This window comes from Nocardia sp. CA-084685 (assembly GCF_050955785.1).
Classification (GTDB): Bacteria; Actinomycetota; Actinomycetes; order Mycobacteriales; family Mycobacteriaceae; genus Nocardia.
This window is the reverse complement of the sequence record NZ_CP192094.1, coordinates 8516824-8540939: the sequence shown is the minus strand read 5'-3', so window position 1 is coordinate 8540939 and position 24116 is coordinate 8516824. Positions and strand designations below refer to the sequence as shown.

The 24116-nt window shown below is 65.8% G+C and carries 1 protein-coding gene (running past one end of the window); it reads left to right on the top strand.

The window, feature by feature from the left end; genetic code table 11:
- On the top strand, positions 1 to 24116 hold the 3' portion of the coding sequence (locus ACQP2U_RS37415) for a non-ribosomal peptide synthase/polyketide synthase (protein WP_433711875.1). It extends 1087 nt beyond the left edge of the window; the window shows 24116 of its 25203 coding nt (coding positions 1088-25203); its start codon lies beyond the left edge, outside the window; the stop codon is at positions 24114 to 24116.

The window sequence follows — 24116 nt, the reverse complement described above, 5'->3', positions numbered from 1 at the left end:
GTCATCGTGATCCGGCATATCTGGCGCGTACGATCGCCGAACGCGGCGTCACGGTCGCACATTTCGTGCCCTCGATGCTCGCGGTATTCGTGGCCGAACCGGAGATCGAAAGTGCGGCACGGGCACTACGCCTGGTATTCGCCTCCGGTGAGGCGCTACCAGCGGCTACCGCAGCCGCCTTCCGCGCAATCAGTGGCGCGACGCTGCACAATCTGTACGGCCCCACCGAGGCCGCCGTCGATGTCACCGCGCACGAAGTAACCGCCGCCGACAGCACTACCGTGCCGATCGGTGCGCCCGCCGATGACACCGATCTGCTGGTGCTCGACGACAATCTGCGTCCGGTCGCCCCTGGCGTCGTCGGTGAGCTGTATCTCGCCGGTGTGCAGTTGGCCCGCGGTTATGTGGCCCGTCCTGGCCTGACGGCTGACCGGTTCGTGGCCAATCCCGAGGGCGCGCCTGGCGACCGCATGTATCGCACCGGCGACCTGGTCCGGTGGCGCACCGATGGTGACGGCGGTCCGGACGAACTGGAATATCTGGGCCGCATCGATTTCCAGGTCAAACTGCGTGGGCTGCGCATCGAACTCGGCGAGGTCGAGGCGGCACTGCTGCGCAATGAACAGGTGGCGCAGGCCGCGGTGGTGCTGCATCGGCACGCGGGCGGCGATCATCTGGTCGCATATGTGGTCGCCCCTCATGGTGGCACCGTCGATCCGGCCACCGTGCTGGAATCCACGCGCCGGGACCTACCGGACTACATGGTGCCGTCGCTGGTGGTTGTCCTCGATGAAATGCCGATCAATGCCAATGGCAAGCTCGACCGGCGTGCACTGCCGCAACCGGTGTTCGGATCAGCCGCATACCGGGTACCGTCGACCGAGGCGGAGGTGGCCGTCGCCGAGATCTTCGGTGAACTGCTGGAGACGGAGCGAGTCGGTGCCGACGACGATTTCTTCGCGCTCGGTGGCAACTCGCTCGTTGCCACCCGCGCCACTGCCCGAATCGGGGCCGCGCTCGGCATTACCGTCGATGTCCGGGATTTTTTCGACCGCCCGACGGTAGCGGCGCTGGCCGGGCTGGCACGGACCGGAGCCGCACGACCAGCCATTACGGCAGCCGCACGACCGCGACACATTCCGCTGTCCCCGGCGCAGCGGCGCATGTGGTTTCTCAACCGGTTCGGCACGTACACCGAATCCGCCTACGTCTTCGATACCGCGGCGGTGGACAATATTCCGGTCGCCCTGCGGCTACGCGGTCCACTCGAGGTCACCGCCCTGTCCGCGGCGATTACCGATCTCGTTGCCAGGCACGAGATCCTGCGCACCGTCTACCCGCAGACCGCCGACGGTCCGGCTCAGGTGGTGCGTCCTGTGCATGCCGTGTTCGAGCTGTCGCCGAGCGATACTCCCGAGGCCGAACTCGCCGCCGCCGTTTTGGCGAGCGCGGTCCAGGGATTCGATGTCGCCGAGGAGATCCCGGTCCGGGTGCGGTTGCTGCGCAGCGGACCAGAGGACCACACATTGGTCCTGGTGGTGCACCACATTGCCGCCGACGGTGTCTCGATGGGGCCGCTGATGCGTGATCTCGTCACCGCCTATACGGCCCGTCGCGCCGGACGCCGACCGGACTGGCCGCCGCTGCCCGTGCAGTACGCGGACTACGCGCTGTGGCAGCAGCGGGTGCTCGGCGACGAGAACGATTCGGAATCGGTGGCCGCGCGTCAACTCGGTTTCTGGGCCGCCGAATTGGCCGACCTGCCCGCACAGCTGGATCTGCCCACCGATCGGCCCCGCCCGCCTGTCGCGTCCCATCGTGGGGCGACCCATGAGTTCGCCATCGACGCGGAGTCGCGTCAAGCGATCGACCGGATTGCCGCCCGCAGCCGCGCCACGCCCTTCATGGTGGTCCATGCCGCATTCGCCGTCCTGCTCGCGCGACTGTCGGGCGCCGCCGATATCGCCATCGGCGCACCGGTCGCGGGCCGCGGCGATCGCGCCCTGGACGATCTCGTCGGCATGTTCGTCAATACGCTCGTACTGCGTACCGAGGTACGGGGCGAACTGAGCTTCGCCGACCTCGTCGCTAATGCGCGTAATCGCGATCTGAATGCCTTCGCGCACAGCGATATTCCTTTCGAACGGCTGGTCGAGGTGGTGAATCCGGCTCGTTCCCAGGGCAGGCATCCGCTGTTCCAGGTTGCGCTGTTCATGCAAAACATCGGGCCGATCGCGTTGACTATGCCCGGCTTGGACGCGGAGCTGGTCGATTTCGATCCCGGATTCGCCAAATTCGATCTGCAGCTGACACTTTCCGATACCGAGTCCGGCTATCGCGCCGAATTCACCTATGCCACAGACCTGTTCGATACCGCAACCATGCGTGAGTTCGGTGTCAAATTTCTTCGCGTACTGCGCGCGGCGACCGCCGATCCGGATATCGCGGTCGGTGATATCGAACTCCTGGACGCGGGTGAGCTCGACTACGTCACCGCCAGCTGGAATGCCAGCGGGCACAAAATCGCCGATCGGTTGCTGCACGAAGGTTTCGACAGCCAGGTTCGTCGCACGCCGAATGCCGTCGCTCTGATTTCCGATACCACCGAGCTCACCTATAGCGAACTGTCCGAACAAGCCAATCGCCTCGCGCGCCTGTTGATCAGCACGGGCGTCGGCCCGGAATCGCTGGTGGTGCTTGCGATGCCGCGCTCGATCGAGCTGGTGGTCGCGATGTACGCGGTGCTGCGTGCCGGTGGCGCCTATGTGCCGGTGGATCCCGAGCATCCAGCCGAACGCATCTGGCACATCCTCGATACCGCCCGCCCGCATTCGGTCCTCACCACCCGCGGCACCGGTTTCACTCTCCCCGCGACCGTGCCCCCGAGCGTGCACGTGCACCGAATCGATGAACTGGACTTGTCCGGGTACTCGGCGGCAAAGATCGCCGATCGCGAGCGCCGTGCGGTGCTGCGGCCCGAGCACCCCGCCTACGTAATCTTCACCTCCGGCTCGACGGGCCGACCGAAGGGCGTATCGGTCGAGCACCGCGCCATTGCCAACCAACTCGCCTGGATGCACGCCGAATATCGGCCGCGCGTCGGCGATGTCTATCTGCAGAAGACCGCGACCACCTTCGACGTTGCGCTGTGGGGCTACTTCCTACCGCTGCGCGCGGGCGCGACCCTGCTCCTCGCCGCTTCCGACGGCCACCGCGATCCGCGCTACCTCGCGGAAACCATTGCCCGCCACGGTGTCACACTGACCGACTTCGTGCCATCCATGCTCGCGGTATTCGCCGCCAACGCCGAAGCGAACGAACTCGATTCGCTGCGCGATGTTTTCGTCATCGGCGAGGCTTTGCCGCCGGAGACCGTCGCGGCATTCCATGCGGTGAGCGATGCCGCGCTGCACAACCTGTACGGCCCGACCGAGGCGGCCGTATCCATCACCTACCGTGAGGTCACGGTCGACGACGAGGTGGTGCCGATCGGCGAACCGGAGTGGAACTCCCAGGTCTACGTGCTGGATGCACGACTGCATCCGGTGCCGATCGGGGTACCGGGCGAATTGTATTTGGCCGGTGACCAGCTCGCCCGCGGCTATCACGGCCGGGTCGACCTGACCGCGGACCGCTTCGTGGCCAACCCCTTCGGCAGAGCGGGTGCGCGAATGTATCGCACTGGGGACCTGGTGCGCTGGAGCGCCGAGGGGGAACTCGTCTACCTCGGCCGGATCGACTCCCAGGTGAAGTTCCGCGGTCAGCGCATCGAGCTAGCCGAGATCGAATCCGCGCTCCTCGCTGTGCCCGAGGTGAGTCAGGCCGCGGTACGGCTGATCGCTGGCGACTATCTCGCGGGTTACGTGATTCGCATGCCGGGCAGCGCTTTGGATCTGGATGCCGTCAAGGCCGGACTGGCCCGGCGTCTGCCCGGATATATGGTGCCGACCGCGCTGGTCGAGCTGTCGGAATTCCCGCTGAATACCAGCGGCAAGCTGGACCGCAAGGCGTTGCCGGTGCCGATGCTGCGGCAACAGAGCTTCCGAGCACCGACCACTGCGGCACAACGGCTGGTCGCCGCGGTATTCGCCGAGGTACTGCGGGTAGAACGCGTCGGCCTCGACGACGACTTCTTCGCGCTTGGTGGCAGTTCCCTCGATGCCACCCAGGTGACCGCGCGGGCGGGGGAGGCCATCGGCACGCGCATCCCGGTGCGCGCCCTATTCGACGCCTCGACGGTCGAGGGATTCGCCGCGGCCGTCGACGAACTCAGCAGGGCAGGGGCGCCCGCGCGACCGCTGGTGCGCCGCGAGCGTCCGGCCCGCATTCCGCTCTCACCCGCTCAGCAGCGGCTGTGGTTTCTCAACCGGATCGAAGCCCAGGACGGCGCCGCCGGCGTGTACAACCTCCCGGTCGTGCTCCGGCTCACCGGCAGACTCGATGTCGGAGCGCTCGAGCGTGCGGTGCTCGATGTGCTGTCCAGACACGAATCACTGCGCACCATCTACCCGGACAGTGAATCGGGTCCGTACCAGTCGATTCTCGTCCCAGCCGAGATCGGCCTGACGCTCAATCCGGTACCTGTCGAACGTGCCGATCTGACCGCTGCCATCAACGCGATCACGACCGCCGGATTCGATGTGACGACCGAACTGCCCTCGCGCGTAGCACTATTGAGCGTCGACCGGGTCGACGACCGGCGCGGCATTCCCGGTGACGAATACGTGCTTGTTTTCGTCATCCACCACATCGGCGCCGACGCACTATCGATGACGCCGCTGATCACCGATCTGGTACACGCCTACCTCGCGCGATTGACAAGCCGGAAACCGGATTGGCACGAGCTGGCGGTCCAGTACGCCGATTACAGCATTTGGCATCGCGAACTGCTCGGATCCGAGGATCAGCCGGGCGATCCGGCATATCAGCAGTTGCGATTCTGGCGTGCCGCCCTCGACGGCATGCCGACCCAACTCGCACTGCCGACCGACCGGCCACGCCCGGCGCTGCCCTGCCATCGCGGTGCCGCAGTGGATTTCGATGTCGAGCCCGAATTGGCCGCCGCCCTGCGCGTACTCGCACATCGTTGCGGCGCGACACTGTTCATGGTGGTGCACGCGGCCTTCGCGGCGACGATCGCAAGGCTCAGCGGGGCAGATGACGTGGTGATCGGCTCGCCCGTCGGGGGTCGCGGCGAGCGCCGACTCGACGCGCTCATCGGCATGTTCGTCAACACCGTGGTGCTGCGGACTCCGATCGATGCCGACGCTACCTTCACCGAACTCCTCGCAGGCGTGCGTGATTGCGATCTCGCCGCCTTCGCCAATGCGGATCTACCGTTCGAGCGGCTCGTCGATGCCATGGCGGTGGACCGGAGTACCGGTGCGCATCCGCTGTTCCAGGTGATGTTCAGCTTCGGTACGACGCCGCGAATCGTCGCGGGCAGCCGGTCACTCGAGGTGCCGTGGTTGACGGTGGAACCGCTCGAATCGCCGGATTACACAGCGAAATTCGATCTGCACTTGGTGATGAACGAACGTGCCGGTGATCACGGGCTCACCGGAAGTCTGCGCTATGCCACCGAGCTATTCGATGCTGCGACCATCGCCGCATTTGTCGCCCGGTTCCGCCGGGTCCTGGCGACCGTGTCGGGTGCTCCACAGATCCGCATCGGCGATATCGAGCTCTTGGCTGCCGACGAGCGGTCTGTGTTGGACCGCTGGAACGATACAACGCATTCCTTCGACGACACCCAGACACTCGCGTCGCTATTCATTGCGCAGGCGGCGCGAACCCCGCGAGCGCCCGCACTAACTTACGAGGGGACAACGCTGTCCTATGCCGATTTCGCCGGACGGGTGAACCGGTTGGCGCGATGGCTGATCGAGCAAGGCGTGGGACCGGATTCCCTTGTCGCACTGGGTATGCGCCGTTGCGTAGATCTGGTGGTCGGCATGTACGCGATCACCGTGGCGGGCGGCGGCTATGTACCACTGGATCCGGACCATCCGGCCGAACGCACCGGCCACATCCTCGATACCGCCGCTCCGCTCTGCGTGCTGACCTCGGGCATGGATCTGGATATCGCCGCCGAGCAGGTCCGTATCGACCGACTAGACCTTTCCCGGTACTCGGCCGCGCCGATCACCGATGCGGATCGGAACGCGCCGCTGCGCGCCGCCAATACCGCCTACGTCATCTTCACCTCGGGCTCCACCGGTCGGCCCAAGGGCGTCGCGATGAGTCATCGCGGCATTGTGAACCGGCTGTCGTGGATGCAGTCGGCGCATGTCGCGCTCGACGGCACGGATGCGCTGCTGCAGAAGACGCCGGTGACCTTCGATGTTTCGGTGCCGGAGTTCTTCTGGCCGTTGCAGGTCGGCGCCCGGCTGGTGCTGGCCCGCCCGGATGGTCATCAGGATCCGGTGTATCTGGCGGAGCTGATTCGGCGCGAGTCGATTACGGTCGCGCATTTCGTGCCGTCCATGCTCGCGGTCTTCGTCGTGGAGGATATCGACGTGCCCACATTGCGGCACGTCTTCTGCTCGGGTGAGGCGCTGCCCGCGACAATCGCGCAACGAGCACGGGCTGTGACGGGCGCGTGTGTGCACAACATGTACGGACCCACCGAGACGGCGGTCGAGGTCAGTGCCTACGAGGTGACCGATGCCGATAACGGTCCACTGCCGATGGGCGGGCCGATCTGGAATACCCGGGCGTATGTGTTGGATGCGCGGTTACGTCAGGTGCCTGTCGGTGTCCCCGGGGAGCTGTATCTGGCCGGAGCGCAGTTGGCTCGCGGCTATCTCGGTCGGGCCGATCTGACCGGGGAGCGGTTCGTGGCCGATCCGCTCGGTCCGGCGGGTACCCGGATGTATCGCACCGGCGATCTGGTCGTCTGGCGGGATCGAGGTGTGCTGGAATTCCTGGGTCGCACCGACTTCCAGGTGAAGGTCCGCGGCCTGCGGATCGAACTCGGTGAGATCGAGTCGGCATTGCTCTCGGTTGCCGGAATCGCGCAGGCGGTCGTCCTGGTTCGAGACGACCATGGTGACCAACTGGTCGCCTACCTGGTGGCGGACGGTGAACTGGATACCGACGGCGTTCGAGCCGCACTCGCGCGTCGGCTGCCCGCCTATATGGTCCCGTCCGCCTTTGTACTGCTGGAAGAATTCCCGATCGCGGCCTCCGGCAAGCTGGACCGAAAAGCATTGCCCGCACCGGCATTTGCCGATACCGAATTCCGTGCGCCGGGCGATCTTGCGGAAACGCTTGTCGCCGACACCTTCACCGCGCTACTGGGCGTCGACCCCGTCGGTGCGGATGACGACTTCTTCGCCCTCGGCGGTAATTCCCTCATCGCCACGCAACTCGCGGCCAGGTTGACCAAGGCGACCGGCGCGCAGGTACCCGTGCGCACTGTCTTCGACGCCTCGACAGTGCGCGAGCTGGCACGTCGGATCACGGTCGAGCAGGAGTCGGCGCCTCCGGCCTTGCCGCCATTGACGGTTCAGGATCGGACCGAGCCGATTCCGCTGTCGATCGCTCAGCAGCGCATGTGGTTCCTGAACCGATTCGACGCCGCGAGCGGCGGATACAACATCCCGTTCGCACTGCGCCTCACCGGTGTGCTGAATGTGCCCGCGCTGGAACGTGCGATCGCCGATGTCATCGCCAAGCACGAGACCCTGCGCACCATCTATCCCGAACACGACGGGGCCGCGACACAGGTCGTGCTGCCCGCAGGGACCAGGTTGGTGGAACTCGTCGCTCGTGCGGTGTCGCCGGCGGAGTTGCCCCAACTCATTGCCGCGGCGGCCGAGACCGGATTCGATGTCACGACCGAAGTTCCGCTGCGCGTCCGACTACTCCGGCTCGACGACGGTGACTCCGGCATCAGCTCCCGGCGACAGGTGTACGTGCTGCTGTTCGTCGTACACCACATCGCCGCCGACGGCTGGTCGTTCGCGCCACTGACCAGGGATTTGGCTACCGCCTACGTCGCCCGCTGCGCGGATGTCGCCCCTTCGTGGAGTCCGCTGAGCCTGCAGTACGCGGACTTCGCGATCTGGCAGCGCAAGGCATTGGGTCGCGCCGAGGACGAGGGTTCGCTGCTGGCTCATCAGCTGCGGTATTGGACCGGACGGCTCGCGGGTGTTCCCGAGGTGTCGACGTTGCCAACGGACCGGCCACGGCCCGCGATCGCCGCCAACCGAGGCGGTGCCATTACCGGCCATCTGGATCGGGTATTGCACCGGGGCATCCAGGAGTTGGCGGCCGCGCATCGCGTGACCCTATTCATGGTGCTGCACGCCGCGCTTGCGGTACTACTGAGCCGCCTGAGCGCGAGCGGCGATATCGTCATCGGTACGCCGGTCGCCGGTCGCGGTGACGAGGCCCTGGACGAGCTCGTCGGCATGTTCGTCAATACCTTGGTACTGCGTACCGAGGTGCGCGCCGATGCCACTCTCGGTGAGCTCCTGGCCACCATCCGTACCGCGGATCTGGGTGCCTTCGAGCACGCCGCCGTGCCGTTCGAGCAGCTCGTCGATGTCGTGAACCCGGTTCGCTCGCAGGCACATGCGCCGCTGTACCAGGTGGCGATGACCTTGCAGAACCAGGCCGAGCCGGACTTCCAACTGCACCGTTTGAATATTGCCGCACTCGATATCGGCCCCGCGCCGATCCAGCTGGATCTGGACTGGACCCTGACCGACCGCTACGACGGCGACGGTGCGGCCGATGGCATTGATGTGCATGTGCATTACGCGCTGGACCTTTTCGACAAGGCGACCGTTGACGGGTTCCTGGCGGGGTTCGAGCGGGTGCTGCGCGCCATGGTTCGTGACATGTGCACCCTTGTCGGCAATGTCGAGTTGATGTCGGTGGCCGAACGCGGACTCCTGCTGTCGGATCGCAATGCCACCGCCAGGCAGCTGCCTGCGGAGACCCTCGACGATCTGCTGTCGGCCAGAGTGGCTGCGACACCCGATGCGGTCGCGGCGATCTTCGAAGGCGACTCGGTGACTTACACGGAACTCGAAGCCAGGGTGAATCATCTTGCACGCTGGCTCATTTCGGCGGGTGTCGGGCCGGAAACCATCGTCGGTCTCGCCGCGCTGCGGTCGATCGACATGCTCGTGGCCATCTTCGCGATCGTCCGCGCGGGCGGTGCTTACCTGCCATTGGATCCGACCCATCCCGCCGATCGACTCGCGCAGGTGATCGACAGTGCCGCACCGGCTCTGGTGTTGACTGTCGGTGGCGCGGTACTACCGAAACTCGGTGACATCCGCGTTGTGGATCTCGCCGAGCTCAGCGGTTTCGACGCCCCGCCGATCGCTACAGCACCGCTGCGCCGAGACAACACGGCCTACGTGCTGTTCACATCCGGCTCGACCGGGCGAGCGAAGGGCGTCGCGGTTACCCACCGCGCCATCATGAACCAGCTGCGCTGGCTCGAATTTCGCTACCGCGTCACCGCGGCCGACCGCATCCTGCAGCGTGCTCCGCTGACCTTCGATGTCTCGGTGTGGGAGTGTTTCCTACCGATCGCGGTCGGTGCACCGCTGGTAATCGCCCGCCCGAGTGGTCACCTCGACCTGGCGTACTTCGCCGGATTGCTGCGCGAACACGGCATCACCATCGCCGAATACGTGCCGTCGGTACTCGCGGCGCTCATCGGCGAAGGTATGGGTGACGCGCTGCGCTCCTTTCGCCATCTGCACTGCGGCGGTGAGGCGCTCACCCCGGACCTGCTCGCGACAATCCGCGAACATGTCGGCGGCGCGGTGCACAACGCTTACGGCCCGACCGAGGCGGCGATCTCGGCGATCTATCACGAATTCACCGACGCCGACGGCGGTGATGTCGCCATCGGACGGCCGTGCTGGAATACCCGCGCCTATCTCCTGGACGCACGATTGCGGCCGGTCCCGATCGGTGTCACGGGCGAGCTGTATCTCGCCGGTGACCAACTGGCACGCGGCTACCACGGACGCCCCGCACTGACCGCCGAGCGCTTTGTGGCCGATCCATTCGGGGTGCCAGGGCGGTTGATGTATCGCACCGGCGACCTGGTGCGCTGGAACCGCGGCGGCGATCTGGTCTATTTGGGCCGCAATGATTTCCAGATCAAGCTGCGTGGTCAGCGCATCGAACTCGGGGAGATCGAGTCGGCGCTGGCCGCGGTGGCGGGCGTGACGAATGCCGCGGTGACATCGACCCGCGACACCGCCGGCTACGACTGCCTGGTCGGCTACATCAGTGGTACGGAGCTATCTGCGGATGCGGTACTCACGCAGGTGCGGCGGCAGCTGCCGGGGTACATGGTGCCCGCGCATCTCGTGGTACTCGACGAGATGCCGCTCACCACGGTCGGCAAGCTCGATCGTGCGGCGCTGCCAGCGGTCGAAGTCGCGGGTACCGCAGTGGAATTCCGTGCGCCGCAGGAAGGTACCGAATCGGTACTCGCCGCATTGATGGCCGATCTGATCGGTGGCGCGCGGATCGGTGCGGACGACGATTTCTTCGCGCGTGGCGGCAATTCGCTATCGGCCATGCGGCTGGTCGCACGGGCGAACGGTGCCTTCGGTAGTGCGCTGAGCGTGCGCGAGGTCTTCGAAGCACCGACGGTGGCCGCATTGGCACAGCGGGTAGCCCGTGCTGATGTCGTGCGCCCCGCGCTGGCGGCACGCGACCGTCCGGTCCGTATTCCGTTGTCACTGGCGCAAACTCGGATGTGGCTGCTGAACAGGCTCGATCCGGATTCGGCCGTCTACAACATTCCGATCACCATCCGCCTGACCGGTACGTTGGATGTAGCCGCCTTGCGCGCCGCGCTCAGCGATGTTGTCACTCGGCACGAGGCGCTGCGCACCGTATTCCCTGCCGACAGCATCGGTCCCGCGCAGGTGGTGACCGAGTCGATCGAATTGGAGCTGCGGCAGGTCGATATCATCGAATCCGACCTCGCCGCAGCGGTTGTCGGCTTCGCGGGTGTCGGATTCGACCTGCGCACCCGGATACCGGTGCGCGCCGAGTTGTTCCGGATCGCGCCCAACGACCATGTGCTCGTCGTGGTGGTGCACCACATCGCCGCCGACGGTGTCTCCACGGCCCCGCTGGCGCGGGACCTGATGGTGGCATACAGCGCCCGCGCCGAAGGCAAGGCACCGCAGTGGCAGCCACTGCCGGTCCAGTACGCGGACTTCACACTGTGGCAGCACGAAGTGCTCGGCTCGGCCGACGATCCGGACTCCGTACTGGCCCGCCAGATCGCGCATTGGCGCACCGAACTCGACGGACTCGCCCCGGTGCTGGAATTGCCCGCCGACCGGCCGCGCCCCGCCGTGGCATCCGGTCGTGGCGCCGCGGTCGAGTTCGCCATCACCTCGGAGCTGACCGCCGCGATCACGGGTCTGGCACGCAAACACGGGGTGTCGTCGTTCATGGTGGCGCACGCCGCCTACGCGGCACTGCTGGCCCGCCTGGCCAGGGTTGACGATATCGCGATCGGCACGCCCGTCGCGGGCCGGGCCGAGGCGGCGCTCGACGATCTGGTCGGCATGTTCGTCAACACGTTGGTGCTGCGCACCGAGGTGGCGGCCGAGGTAACCTTCGCCGAATTGCTCGGGCAGGTGCGTACCACCGACGTACGGGCCTTCGCACATGCCGATCTGCCGTTCGAGCGGCTGGTCGATGAGCTGAATCCGGTTCGCTCACCAGCACATTCGCCGATCGTGCAGACGTTGCTCACCTTCGAGCACCGCGACGATACGGTGCTGCGCCTGCCCGGTCTCGAGGTAGCCGCATATCCGATCGATAACCAGGTCGCGCAGTTCGACCTCGCGTTGGAGCTCGCGGAGGGCGACGGTGCCGCACTGCGTGCGGTCATGCGCTATGCGACGGATCTGTTCGAGCGGGTGACCATCGAATCGTTCGCGGCTCGCTTCGTTCGCCTCCTCGAGGCGGTGGTGGCCGATCCAGGCATACGTGTCGGCGATATCGAGCTACTGGATCGCAACGAGCGGTCTCTGCTCGATCGATGGAACGACACCTCGTTCGCGATAAATGGCTCGCGGACTCTGGTTTCACTGTTCGAGGAACAGGTGCTGCGCACGCCCCACGCAACCGCGGTGAAATTCGAGGGGGACCATTCGCCCGACAGTCGCTACGCGACGCTGACATATGCCGAGTTCGCCAGCCGCGTTCATCGGCTTGCGCGATGGCTCGTCGGTCACGGTGTCGGCCCGGATTCGGTTGTCGCCTTGGGTATACGGCGCTCGCTCGACCTGGTGGTCGGCATGTACGCGGTCACTGTCGCCGGTGGTGCGTACCTGCCGCTGGATCCCGACCATCCGGCCGACCGGATCGGATACGTGCTGGAGACAGCGCGTCCGATGTGGGTGCTGACCTCGGATACTGATCTGGAAAGCGTTGCGGCACGCCAGGTTCGGATCGACCGGCTCGAGCTGTCGAGATATTCCCCCGCACCGCTGACCGACAGGGATCGACTCGGCGTGCTGTTGCCGGGCCACACCGCGTATGTCATGTTCACTTCGGGCTCGACCGGCCGTCCCAAGGGCGTCGCGGTATCGCATGCCGCGGTTGTCAACCGGCTGGTGTGGATGCAGTCCGAGTATGGGCTCCACGCGCACGACGCGGTACTGCAGAAGACGCCGGCGACCTTCGATGTCTCGGTGTGGGAGTTCTTCTGGCCGTTGCAGGTCGGCGCGCGGCTGATACTCGCGCGGCCCGACGGTCATCGAGATCCGGCCTATCTGGCGCGGTTGATCATCGATGAAGGAATTACGGTCGCGCATTTCGTACCTTCGATGCTCGCGGTATTCCTTGCGGAACCGCAGGCGCGTGAATGTGTCACGCTGCGCGCGTTATTCGCCTCCGGTGAGGCGCTGCCCGCAGCCATCGCGCAGCGGGCACGTGAGCTGATCGGTGCCCGTGTGCACAATTTGTACGGGCCGACCGAGGCGGCGGTCGATGTCACCTTCCACGAGGTGACCGATGCCGATGTGGCGTCGGTGCCGATCGGCCGGCCGGTATTCAATACCCGATTGCTGGTGCTGGATTCCCGGATGCGCCTGGTGCCGGTAGGTGTGCCCGGTGAATTGTACCTTGCCGGTGCGCAGTTGGCGCTCGGCTATGTGCGACGGCCGGAGTTGACCGCGCAACGTTTCGTCGCGAATCCATTCGGCGACGTGGGGGAGCGGATGTATCGCACCGGCGACCTCGCCCGGTGGACTGCGGCCGGTGCGCTGGAATATCTGGGGCGCACCGACTTCCAGGTAAAGCTGCGCGGTCTGCGCATCGAGCTCGGCGAGATCGAATCCGCGCTCACCACAGTGGATGGTGTCGATCAGGCCGTCGTCACATTGCGCACCGATGAGCGCGTCGGCGATCAGCTGGTGGCCTATCTGGTGGTCGGCCCTGCCGTCGATATCGATGACGTGCGCATGGAACTCGATGACGCACTGCCCGCCTATATGGTGCCGTCGGCCTTTGTTGTGCTGGATGGATTCCCGCTCAATGCCGCTGGCAAGCTCGATCGCACCGCGCTGCCCGCACCCGTATTCGAGACCGTCACCTACCGTGCTCCCGCGACCGAGACCGAACTAACCATCGCCGAGATCATGGGTGAGCTACTCGGCTTCGAGCGAATCGGTGCCGACGACAACTTCTTCACACTGGGCGGAAACTCATTGATCGCCACCCGAATGGCCGCCCGGCTCGGGGCGGAGTTGAACGCCGAAGTCCCTGTGCGAATGGTCTTCGAGGCACCGACCGTCGCAGGATTGGCGACCCGAGCTGCTCGGATCATCGCGACCGGCGGTCGCCCGGAGCTCGCCGCGCGGCAACGCCCCGACCTGATTCCGCTTTCGCCAGCCCAGCAACGAATGTGGTTCCTCAACCGCTTCGATCCCGGCGAAACGGTGAACAATATTCCGATCGCGATCCAGCTCACCGGGGATATCGACACCGAGGCGCTTGCTGCCGCGTTGGCCGACGTCGTCGCCAGGCATGAAACCCTGCGCACCGTGTACCCGGATGTCGATGGCACCGGCTACCAGCGGATTCTCGACGCGACGCAGGTGCCCGAAATCGTAGAACTGGATTCGTCGGCCCTGGTGGACCTAGTTGCCACGCCTTTCGATGTCACCACTGAAATACCGCTGCGGGTCGGACTGGCCACAGTGTCTGATCGTGCGTACCTACTCGCCATCGTGGTACATCACATCGCGGCGGACGGGTTCTCGATGGCCCCACTGGCCCGCGACATCGCGACCGCATACGCGGCACGCGCCACCGGTGCCGAACCGACGTGGACGGACCTGCGCGTGCAGTACGCGGATTACGCCCTCTGGCAGCGCGAAATCCTCGGAGCCGAGAACGACCCGGAATCGGTGGCGGCACAGCAACTGCGCTATTGGTGCCGCGTACTCGGTGGGTTGCCCGCTCAGCTCGATCTGCCCTCGGATCGGCCTCGCCCAGCCATTGCCAGCTACGCCGCCGCGAGCACCACCATTGGACTCGACGCCGCGGTCCGCGACGGCGTTGCCACCATCGCCGCGCGATACGACCTCAGTCCGTTCATGGTCGTCCATGCCGCGCTGGCGACCTTGCTCGCTCGATTGTCCGGTATGGCTGACATTGCCATCGGCGCGCCGATCGCGGGCCGCGGTGCCGCCGCGCTCGACGATCTCGTCGGCATGTTCGTCAACACGCTGGTGCTGCGCACCGAAGTGGCTGGCTCGGACTCCTTCGCCGCCGTACTGCGCCGTGTCCGCGATGCTGACCTGGACGCCTTCGCCAACGCCGATGTGCCGTTCGAACGGCTGGTGGAGGTAGTGGATCCGCCGCGTTCCGAGGCGCGGCATCCGCTGTTCCAGATCGCGCTGTTCTTCCAGAATCTCGTACCCGTATCGGTGGAGCTGCCCGGCATTACCGTCACCGAATACGAGATAGATTACGAGACAACACGATTCGATCTGCAACTGACCGTCGCCGACAACGCACTGCGCTTCACCTATGCCACCGACCTGTTCGACGAGTCGACCATCGCGACATTCGGTGCGCGCTTCATCCGACTGCTCACCGCGGTGATCGGTGATCCAGAACAGGTGGTCGGCGATATCGACCTGTTCGAGACCGGTGAGCTGGAACGAGTGGTGACCGCGTGGAACGACTCCGCGCACACCGCATTCGTCGCGGAAATGCTGCTCGACGAATTCGAGCAACAGGCCGCCGCGACACCGGACGATATCGCCCTGGTCTTCGACGCGACCACCATGACCTACGGCGAACTGGACCGCAGGACCAACCAGCTGGCCAGACATTTGCTCGCGAGCAGTGTAGGCCCGGAGTCATTGGTGGCATTGGCGATTCGACGTTCGCCCGATCTGGTGGTCGCGATGTACGCGGTGCTCAAGGCGGGGGGCGCCTATGTCCCGATCGACCCGAACCATCCGGCACAGCGCATCGCCCACATCATCGACACCGCCGCACCTATCGCACTGCTCACCACCGAGGCTGATCGTCAGAACTTCGGATATGCCGGTGCGACAGTGTGTGTCGATGCCGTCGAGCTGGCTCGGTATGCCGACGATCCGATCGCGGTGAACGAACGAAGTGCGGCGATACATCCGCAGAACCCGGCCTATGTGATCTTCACATCCGGTTCGACCGGAAAACCCAAGGGTGTCAGCGTTTCCCACGCGGCGATCGTCAACCAGATGACCTGGATGCAGTCGGAGTACCGGCTGAGCGCCGAGGACGTATACCTGCAGAAGACGGCAACCACCTTCGATGTCTCGCTGTGGGGCTACTTCCTGCCACTGCGCATCGGTGCGACGCTGGTGCTGGCAACTCCGGACGGCCACCGTGATCCCGGCTACCTTGCCGGCGTGATCGCCGAAAACGGCGTCACTGTCACCGATTTCGTGCCGTCGATGTTGAGTGAGTTCGCGGGACATGTGGAAACGGCCGACCTCGACACATTGCGCACGGTGTTCGTCATCGGCGAGGCACTGCGCGCCGAGACCGTCCGTGCCTTCGGCGCGGTGAGCTTCGCCCGCCTGCACAACCTGTACGGCCCGACCGAGGCCGCGGTGAGCATCACCTATCGTGACGTGACGGGCGAAATCGACCGCAGCGTCATGCCGATCGGCAATCCCGAATGGAACAGCCGCTTATACGTGCTGGATTCCCGGCTGCGACCGACGTTGCCCGGCGTCGCGGGCGAGTTGTACCTCGCGGGCACCCAACTCGCCCGTGGCTATCACGGCAGGCCCGATCTGACGGCGGATCGCTTCGTGGCCAACCCATTCGGACCTCCGGGTGCGCGCATGTACCGCACCGGCGATTCGGTTCGCTGGGACACCAGTGGTGCGAGCCCGGAACTCGTGTACCTGGGCCGCACCGACTTCCAAGTGAAGGTCCGCGGCCAGCGCATCGAGCTCGGCGAGATCGAGGGCGTACTCGCCGGCGTACCCGGTGTTTCACAGGCCGCCGCCAGCGTGGTCACCACGCATACCGGCGACCAACTCGTCGGCTATGTCGTCAGCGATGCACAGGATGAAAGCGACCTGCGCGCGGCGGTTTCGGCGGCCGCAATGGGTGCATTGCCGTCGTATATGGTTCCGTCGGCGATTGTCGTGCTGGCAGCCTTCCCGCTCAATACCTCCGGCAAATTGGATCGGAAGGCACTGCCGGAGCCGGTATTCGACCGGGTCGCCTACCGTGCGCCCGTCACTGCGGCTGAGCGGCTGGTGATCGAGGCATTCGAGGCGGTACTGGCACGGTCGCCGATCGGTGCCGATGACAATTTCTTCGACCTGGGCGGCAATTCGCTGATCGCCACCCGGGTGCTGGCGCGGATCGGCGAGCGAATCGGTCGGGTGCCCGTGCGGTTGCTGTTCGAGGCGCCCACCGTGCACGCTTTCGCGGCACGCGTGACCGCCCGAGCACGTGACCAGGTCGTACCGCTGATCGCCTGGCCGCGCCCGGAGCGCATTCCGCTGGCGCCGGTGCAACGCGGCATGTGGTTCCTCAACCGGCTCGACCCGGACTCGGCCGCCCACAATATCCCGGTCGCGGTGCGCATCAGCGGCGTGTTGGACGAGGCGGCGCTGTGTGCCGCGTTCACAGATGTGATCGCACGTCACGAGGCATTGCGCACGATGTATCCGGCCGATGCGGATGGCATCGGATATCAAGTGATTTTGCCTGCCGAATCGGCCCCGATATCCCTGCTGGTCGAGACCCCCGGCTCGGTGAACGAGCGCATAGCCGAATTCCTCGGTACGGGTTTCGATGCCACCATCGAGGTGCCGGTGCGCGCGATTCTGCTGCGGGAAAACGCGACCAGCCATGTGCTCGTCGCCGTGCTGCACCACATCGCGGCGGACGGCTATTCGATGGGCCCACTGCTGCGAGACCTGTTGTCGGCTTATCTGTCCCGGGTGCTCGGTGGTGCCCCGGTCTGGCCGGAACTCGCCGCACAGTATGCCGATTACGCGCTGTGGCAGACGGCCGAGCTGGATTCGGTCGCGGCCGAACAGCTCACCTACTGGACCGAAGCGCTGCGGGACCTGCCGGAAGAATTGGCATTGCCCACCGATCGGCCGCGCCCTGCCATCGCCACCACGCGTGGCGGCACGGTGCGCGCCCGTATCGGCAGTGGTGCCGGTATCCACGAACTCGCCGCGCGTCACAATGCGACACCGTTCATGGTGGTGCACGCCGCACTCGCCGTATTGCTGTCGCGGTTGTCGGGCTCCGCCGATATCGCCATCGGCACCCCGGTCGCGGGCCGCGGCGCGGCAGCACTCGACGACCTGGTCGGCATGTTCGTGAACACCTTGGTGCTGCGCACACACCCGGATCCGGCCCGCTCGTTCACCGATCTGCTCGATGAGACCCGAACGAACGATCTGGCCGCATTCGCCCATGCGACGGTCCCGTTCGAGCGCGTCGTCGATGAACTCGGCATCGAGCGCTCGCAGTCCAGGCATCCGCTGTTCACCGTCGCGCTGAGCTATCCGAATACCGGCGCTGCTGAGTTCACCCTGCCGGGGTTGGAACTCACGGCTGTCGAATTCGACGAACCGGTGGCGCGCTTCGACCTCCAGTTCACCGTCGCGGCAGAACTCGACGCCGACGGTCACCTGGCGATCGAACTCGACTACGCGACAGATCTTTTCCACGCAGCCACGGCTGCCGGACTGCTGCGCCGGTTCGGTCGTGTCCTCGGCGCACTCATCGCGGATCCGTCCGCGCCGATCGGCGCCATCGATGTGCTCACTCCTGCCGAACGCAGCGAACTGCTGGGCAGGCGCGGGGATGAACCGGTGCCACCGCATACCCTCGCTGAGCTGATGGCCGCTGCCGTCGCACTGCAACCCGATGCACTAGCGCTGATTTCGGATGACCGTGAGCTGACCTATCGTGCGCTGGACGAACAGTCGTCCCGGCTGGCCAGAATGCTGATCGGACATGGTATCGGCGCCGAAGACTTCGTCGCCGTGGCCATCCCGCGTTCCGCCGAATCCATACTCGCGGTCTGGGCGATAGCCAAGACCGGAGCGGCCTTCGTACCCGTCGACCCGATGTATCCGGCGGACCGCATCGCCCACATGCTGTCGGATTCCGGTGCCGCCATCGGCCTGACGCTCACCACATGCCGCGACGCATTGCCAGGGACGGCCGAATGGCTGGTACTGGACGCACCGGCCACGGCGGCCCGCATGCGGCATTCGAGCGCGGCACCCCTTGCGCCCGATGAGCTGACGCGTCCGATGCGCGTGGCCAATCCCGCATGGATGATCTACACCTCCGGTTCAACCGGCACACCGAAGGGCGTAGTAGTCACCCACGGCGGACTCGCGGGAGTGGCGCGTGCACAGCGAGATCGCTACCAGGTCACCGCGACATCCCGCGTACTGCATGTGGCATCGCCCAGTTTCGACGCCGCCATGCTCGAGCTCTTGTTCGCGCTGTCCGCGGGCGCCGCACTGGTCATCGCGCCCGTAGATATCTACGGCGGCGCGGAATTGACCGCATTCATCCGGGATCAGCGGGTCACCCACGCCTTCATCACCCCGGCGGTGCTGCGAACGCTGGATCCGAACGAACTCCCCGAACTCACCCACCTCACCGTCGGCGGCGAGTCGTACGGTCCCGACGTGGTGCGGCGCTGGGGAACCGGGCGAGCATTCCACAACACCTACGGCCCGACCGAGACCACGATCATCACCAATATCAGCGCGCCGCTGCGACCTGGCGAATTCGATGTGGGCGGCACCATTCACGGCATGTCCGCGGTGGTGCTCGATAGCAGATTGCAACCCATCCCGGATGGGGTGACCGGCGAACTGTACTTGCGCGGCCCGGGTCTGGCTCGCGGATACCACGCTCGGGCGGCACTGACGGCGGATCGCTTCGTCGCCGATCCTTGCGGTCCGGCGGGCGGGCGGCTCTACCGGACCGGCGATCTCGTGCGCTGGACCCCATCCGGCGCTATCCAGTACGTCGGACGGGCCGACCATCAGGTGAAGGTGCGCGGTCTGCGTATCGAACTCGGTGAGATCGACGCAGTGCTGTCGGCCCATGAGAGCGTCGAGTTCGCGGTGACCGTCGGGCACACCGATGCCACTGGCTCCGTTTCGCTGGTCGCGTATGTCGTCGCTAACGAGGCGATCGACACCGCTGAGCTCACGGCCTTCGCGGCGCGCTCCCTGGCCGCCTATATGGTGCCCGCCGCCATAATGGTCCTCGATGAAATCCCGCTGACCCCGGTCGGCAAACTGGACCGCAAGGCGCTGCCCGCACCCGAGTTCCGCACCGCGACCTTCCGCGCGCCGCAGACGGCCGCCGAGCGAATCGTGGCCGAGGTCTTCGCCGAGGTGCTCGGGCTGGCAGCGGTCGGCCTCGATGACGACTTCTTCTCCGCCGGCGGAAACTCGCTGACCGCAACTCAATTGGCCGCACGCCTGGCCGCACGCCTGGGCGCGCGATCGGGCACGACGGTCGGCGTGCGACTCGTCTTCGAGAACTCGACCGTCTCGGCCTTGGCCGCCGCCCTCGACACCGCCGCGACGCGCACGCGTCCGGCCCTGACCCGACGCACCGACACCGATCCGATTCCCCTTTCGCTGGCACAGCAGCGCATGTGGTTCCTCAATCGCCTCGACCGCCAGTCCACCGCTTACAACATCCCACTGGCAGTGCGGCTCACCGGCCACCTCGATATCACCGCACTCAATGCGGCCATTACCGACGTGGTCGAACGCCACGAAGTGCTGCGCACGGTATACCCGCAGCACGAAAGCGGTCCGGTACAGGTGATCTTGCCGGTGGCCGATGCGGGCGCGCCGATGCTGGCCCCGATTCCGGTGCCGGTCGACGATCTGACCACGGCGGTCGCGGACTTCGTTGGCGGCGGATTCGATGTCACCGACTCGGTTCCGTTGCGCGCCCGGTTGTTTCGTCCGGTCACGGGTACGACCGACTTCGATGAACATGTGCTGGTTGTGGTCGTCCATCACATCGCCGCGGACGGCTCGTCCTTGGTCCCGCTGGCACGCGACGTGATGACCGCCTACGCCGCACGTAAGCACGGCCTGCCGCCGGAATGGACCCCACTGCCGGTGCAATACGCGGATTTCAGCCGCTGGCAACGAGATCTGCTGGGCAGCGAAGACGACCCGGATTCGCTGATCTCCCAGCAACTCGGGTTCTGGATCGAAACCCTCACGGAACTGCCCGCGCAGCTCGCTCTCCCGACCGACCGTCCGAGACCCGCTATCGTCTCCACCCGCGGTCGCCATGTCGATTTCAGCATCGACGCCGACCTGCAGGCGAGGCTGGCGGATCTGGGCCGTAACAGCGCGGCGACACTGTTCATGGTCGTGCACGCCGCCTTCGCGGTGCTGTTGGCCCGCCTGTCGGGAACCGCTGACATCGCCGTCGGTACCCCTGTCGCGGGCCGTGGCGCCGCCGAGCTCGACAACGTGGTCGGCATGTTCGTCAATACCCTGGTGCTGCGGACCCAGGTGGACGCGGCTGCCGGCTTCACCGAACTCCTGGATCGGGTACGTGCCGCGGACCTGGCCGCCTTCTCCCATGCCGACGTACCGTTCGAGCGGCTGGTCGAGGTGTTGAATCCGGAGCGCTCGACCGCGCGGCATCCGCTGTTCCAGGTCGGCTTCTCCTTCCACAACCAGGCGGAGGCGGAATTCGGGCTGGACGGTTCGACCGCCACCGCAGTCGATTTCGACTCCGAGATCTCGCAATTCGACCTACATTTGGTCGTCACCGATCGCTACGATTCGGATGGGCATGCGGCAGGCATGGCCGCATCCATCACCTACGCGACCGCGCTTTTCGACGAAGCCACGGTCGCCGGTCTCGCCGGACGGCTGCGGCGTCTGCTGTCGGCCATCTGCGCCGAACCGCAGCTGCCTGTCGGTGATCTACCGCTACTGGACACCGCCGAACGCGATCGGATGCTGGTGTCCTGGAATCGGACCGAACACGAATTCCCTCCAGCCACGCTCATTGCCGCCTTCGAAGCACAGGCCGTCGAGACACCCGATGCGGTGGCAATCGTCGATGACGGCGTAACGGTCACCTACGGCCGATTCGCCGCGCGAGTGAACCGGCTCGCCCGCGCTCTCATCGGCCGGGGCATCGGCCCGGATTCGCTGGTGGCCCTGGCCATTCCGCGTAGTGTCGACCTACTCGTCGCCATGTACGCGGTGGTAACGGCAGGCGGTGCGTATGTCCCACTCGATCCGACCCATCCGCTCGACCGGACCACGAGCGTACTAGCCGCCGCCAACCCGGCACTGGTGCTGACCTCGGCCGAACGGCCGATGCTGCCCGAATCGGTGGCGGACAACGATGTGGTGCTGGATATCTCGGTTGCCGCGGGTGTTCTCGACAACAGTCCGATTCGTGCTGAGGAGCGGTTGTCCACACTGACTCCAGCGCACACCGTATATCTCATCTTCACCTCGGGATCGACGGGAACCCCCAAGGGCGTCGCGGTCACGCACTCGGCTGTCACACACCAATTGGATTGGCTGCAAACCGAATACGAACTGCACGCCGATGATGCCACGCTACTGATGACCTCGGCGGCCTTCGATCTCTCGGTCTGGGAGTTCTGGTGGGCATTGCGCACCGGTGCGCGAGTAGTACTGGCACCGCGAGGCGCACAACGTGACCCGGCCGGCGTGGTGGATCTGATTCGACGCGCCTCGGTCACCACGGTGACGCTGGTGCCATCGCTGCTGGCCATGCTGGCGGAGGTCAGTGGTGATCAGCGACTGCCGAGATCGCTGCGGCGACTGCTCGTCATCGGGGAGGCGCTGCCCGCCGCGACCGTCGACCGGATCGGCGCACTCACCACCGCCCGTATCGACAACCTGTACGGGCCCACCGAGGCAGCGGTCTCGGTGACTCGATTCCGCACCGGCGAGGGTTTCCGCCAGCCGGTGGTCCCGATCGGCACACCGGAATCCGGAAACCAGGTCTATGTGCTCGACGACCGACTGCACCCGGTGCCGGCGGGCGTGGCGGGTGAGCTGTACCTGGGCGGCGCGCAACTGGCGCGCGGCTACTACGGCAGGCCGGATCTGAGCGCGGAACGGTTCGTGGCCAACCCATTCGGCGCATCGGGTGCCCGGATGTATCGAACCGGCGATCTGGTCCGCTGGGGTTCGGACGGCAATCTCGACTACGTCGAGCGCCGCGACTTCCAGGTGAAAGTACGCGGCTACCGCATCGAACTCGCCGAAATCGAGCACGCGCTACGCGCACGTCCGGCGGTCACCGAGGCCGTCGTCATCGCCCATCACGGTGATCTGCTGGTCGGGTATTTCACCGCCACCGAGGCGATCGATCCGAATGCGCTGCGATCCGCGCTGACCGAGACGCTGCCGAGCTACCTGGTTCCGACGGTGCTGATCCAACTGAATGCCCTGCCGCTCAACGCCAACGGCAAGGTCGACCGGTCCGCACTGCCCGCACCCGAATTGGGCGCACGAGAATTCCGGGCTCCGGAAACGGAGCTGGAGCTGCTGGTCTGCACCGTCTTCGCGGAGGCGCTGGAGGTCGAACGAATCGGCATGGACGACAACTTCTTCGAACGCGGCGGCAATTCACTGCTGGCGACTCGACTGGCGACCCGGCTGAGCACAGCACTGGCCGAACGGATCCCGGTGGTGTGGTTGTTCACCGCTCCGACACCCGCGGATCTGATCGCCCAACTGGAACTGCACCGCTGCGGCCGAGGCCGCGTGCAGGTGCAAGCCGCCTTCGATGTCCTACTGCCTTTGCGTCCCGGTGGTTCTCGCGAACCGCTGTTCTGCATCCACCCGGTCGGCGGTGTCGCCTGGTCGTTCGCGGGTCTGGCCGCACATATCGATCCGGAACGTGGCATCTATGGCCTCCAGTCTCCGGTGCTGAATTCGGCGGCGGCGCTGCCGGATTCCATCGAGAACTGGGCCGGACACTATGTCCGCGAAATCCGCGCGGTACAGCCCGAGGGGCCCTACCACCTGCTCGGCTGGTCACTCGGCGGTGTACTCGCACACGCCATCGCGAACCAATTGCGAGACCAGGGCCAACATGTCGCGCTGCTGGCCATGATGGACAGCCCGCTGCGCACAACGGTGGACGATACGGCAACCGTCCCGGTGGCGGATCTGCTCGGCGGCCTGCTCGGCGAACAAGCCGACGATATCGATACCGAACTGGGCCGCACCCAACTCGCCCGCCGCATCGCCGAACTTCCGGAACCGTTCACATCCTTCGGATTCGACCGGCTCGCCCGTCTGCTGGACGCGGGCACGCACGCACTGGAGCTCATCACCCGCTACCGCCCGCGGCCCTATAAGGGCAACCTCGTCTACTTCACCGCCGCGCTCGACGACCCCACCGGGGCCACCGGCGCGGCCAGCTGGTCCGACGCGGTCGACGGCACGGTGCACAACCACGCTGTCCAGGCCACGCACTGGCGCATGACCTCCGAACCCGCCCTCGCCCGCATCGGCCACGTCCTGACCAATCTCTTGACGCACACCGAGCTGGCCTGA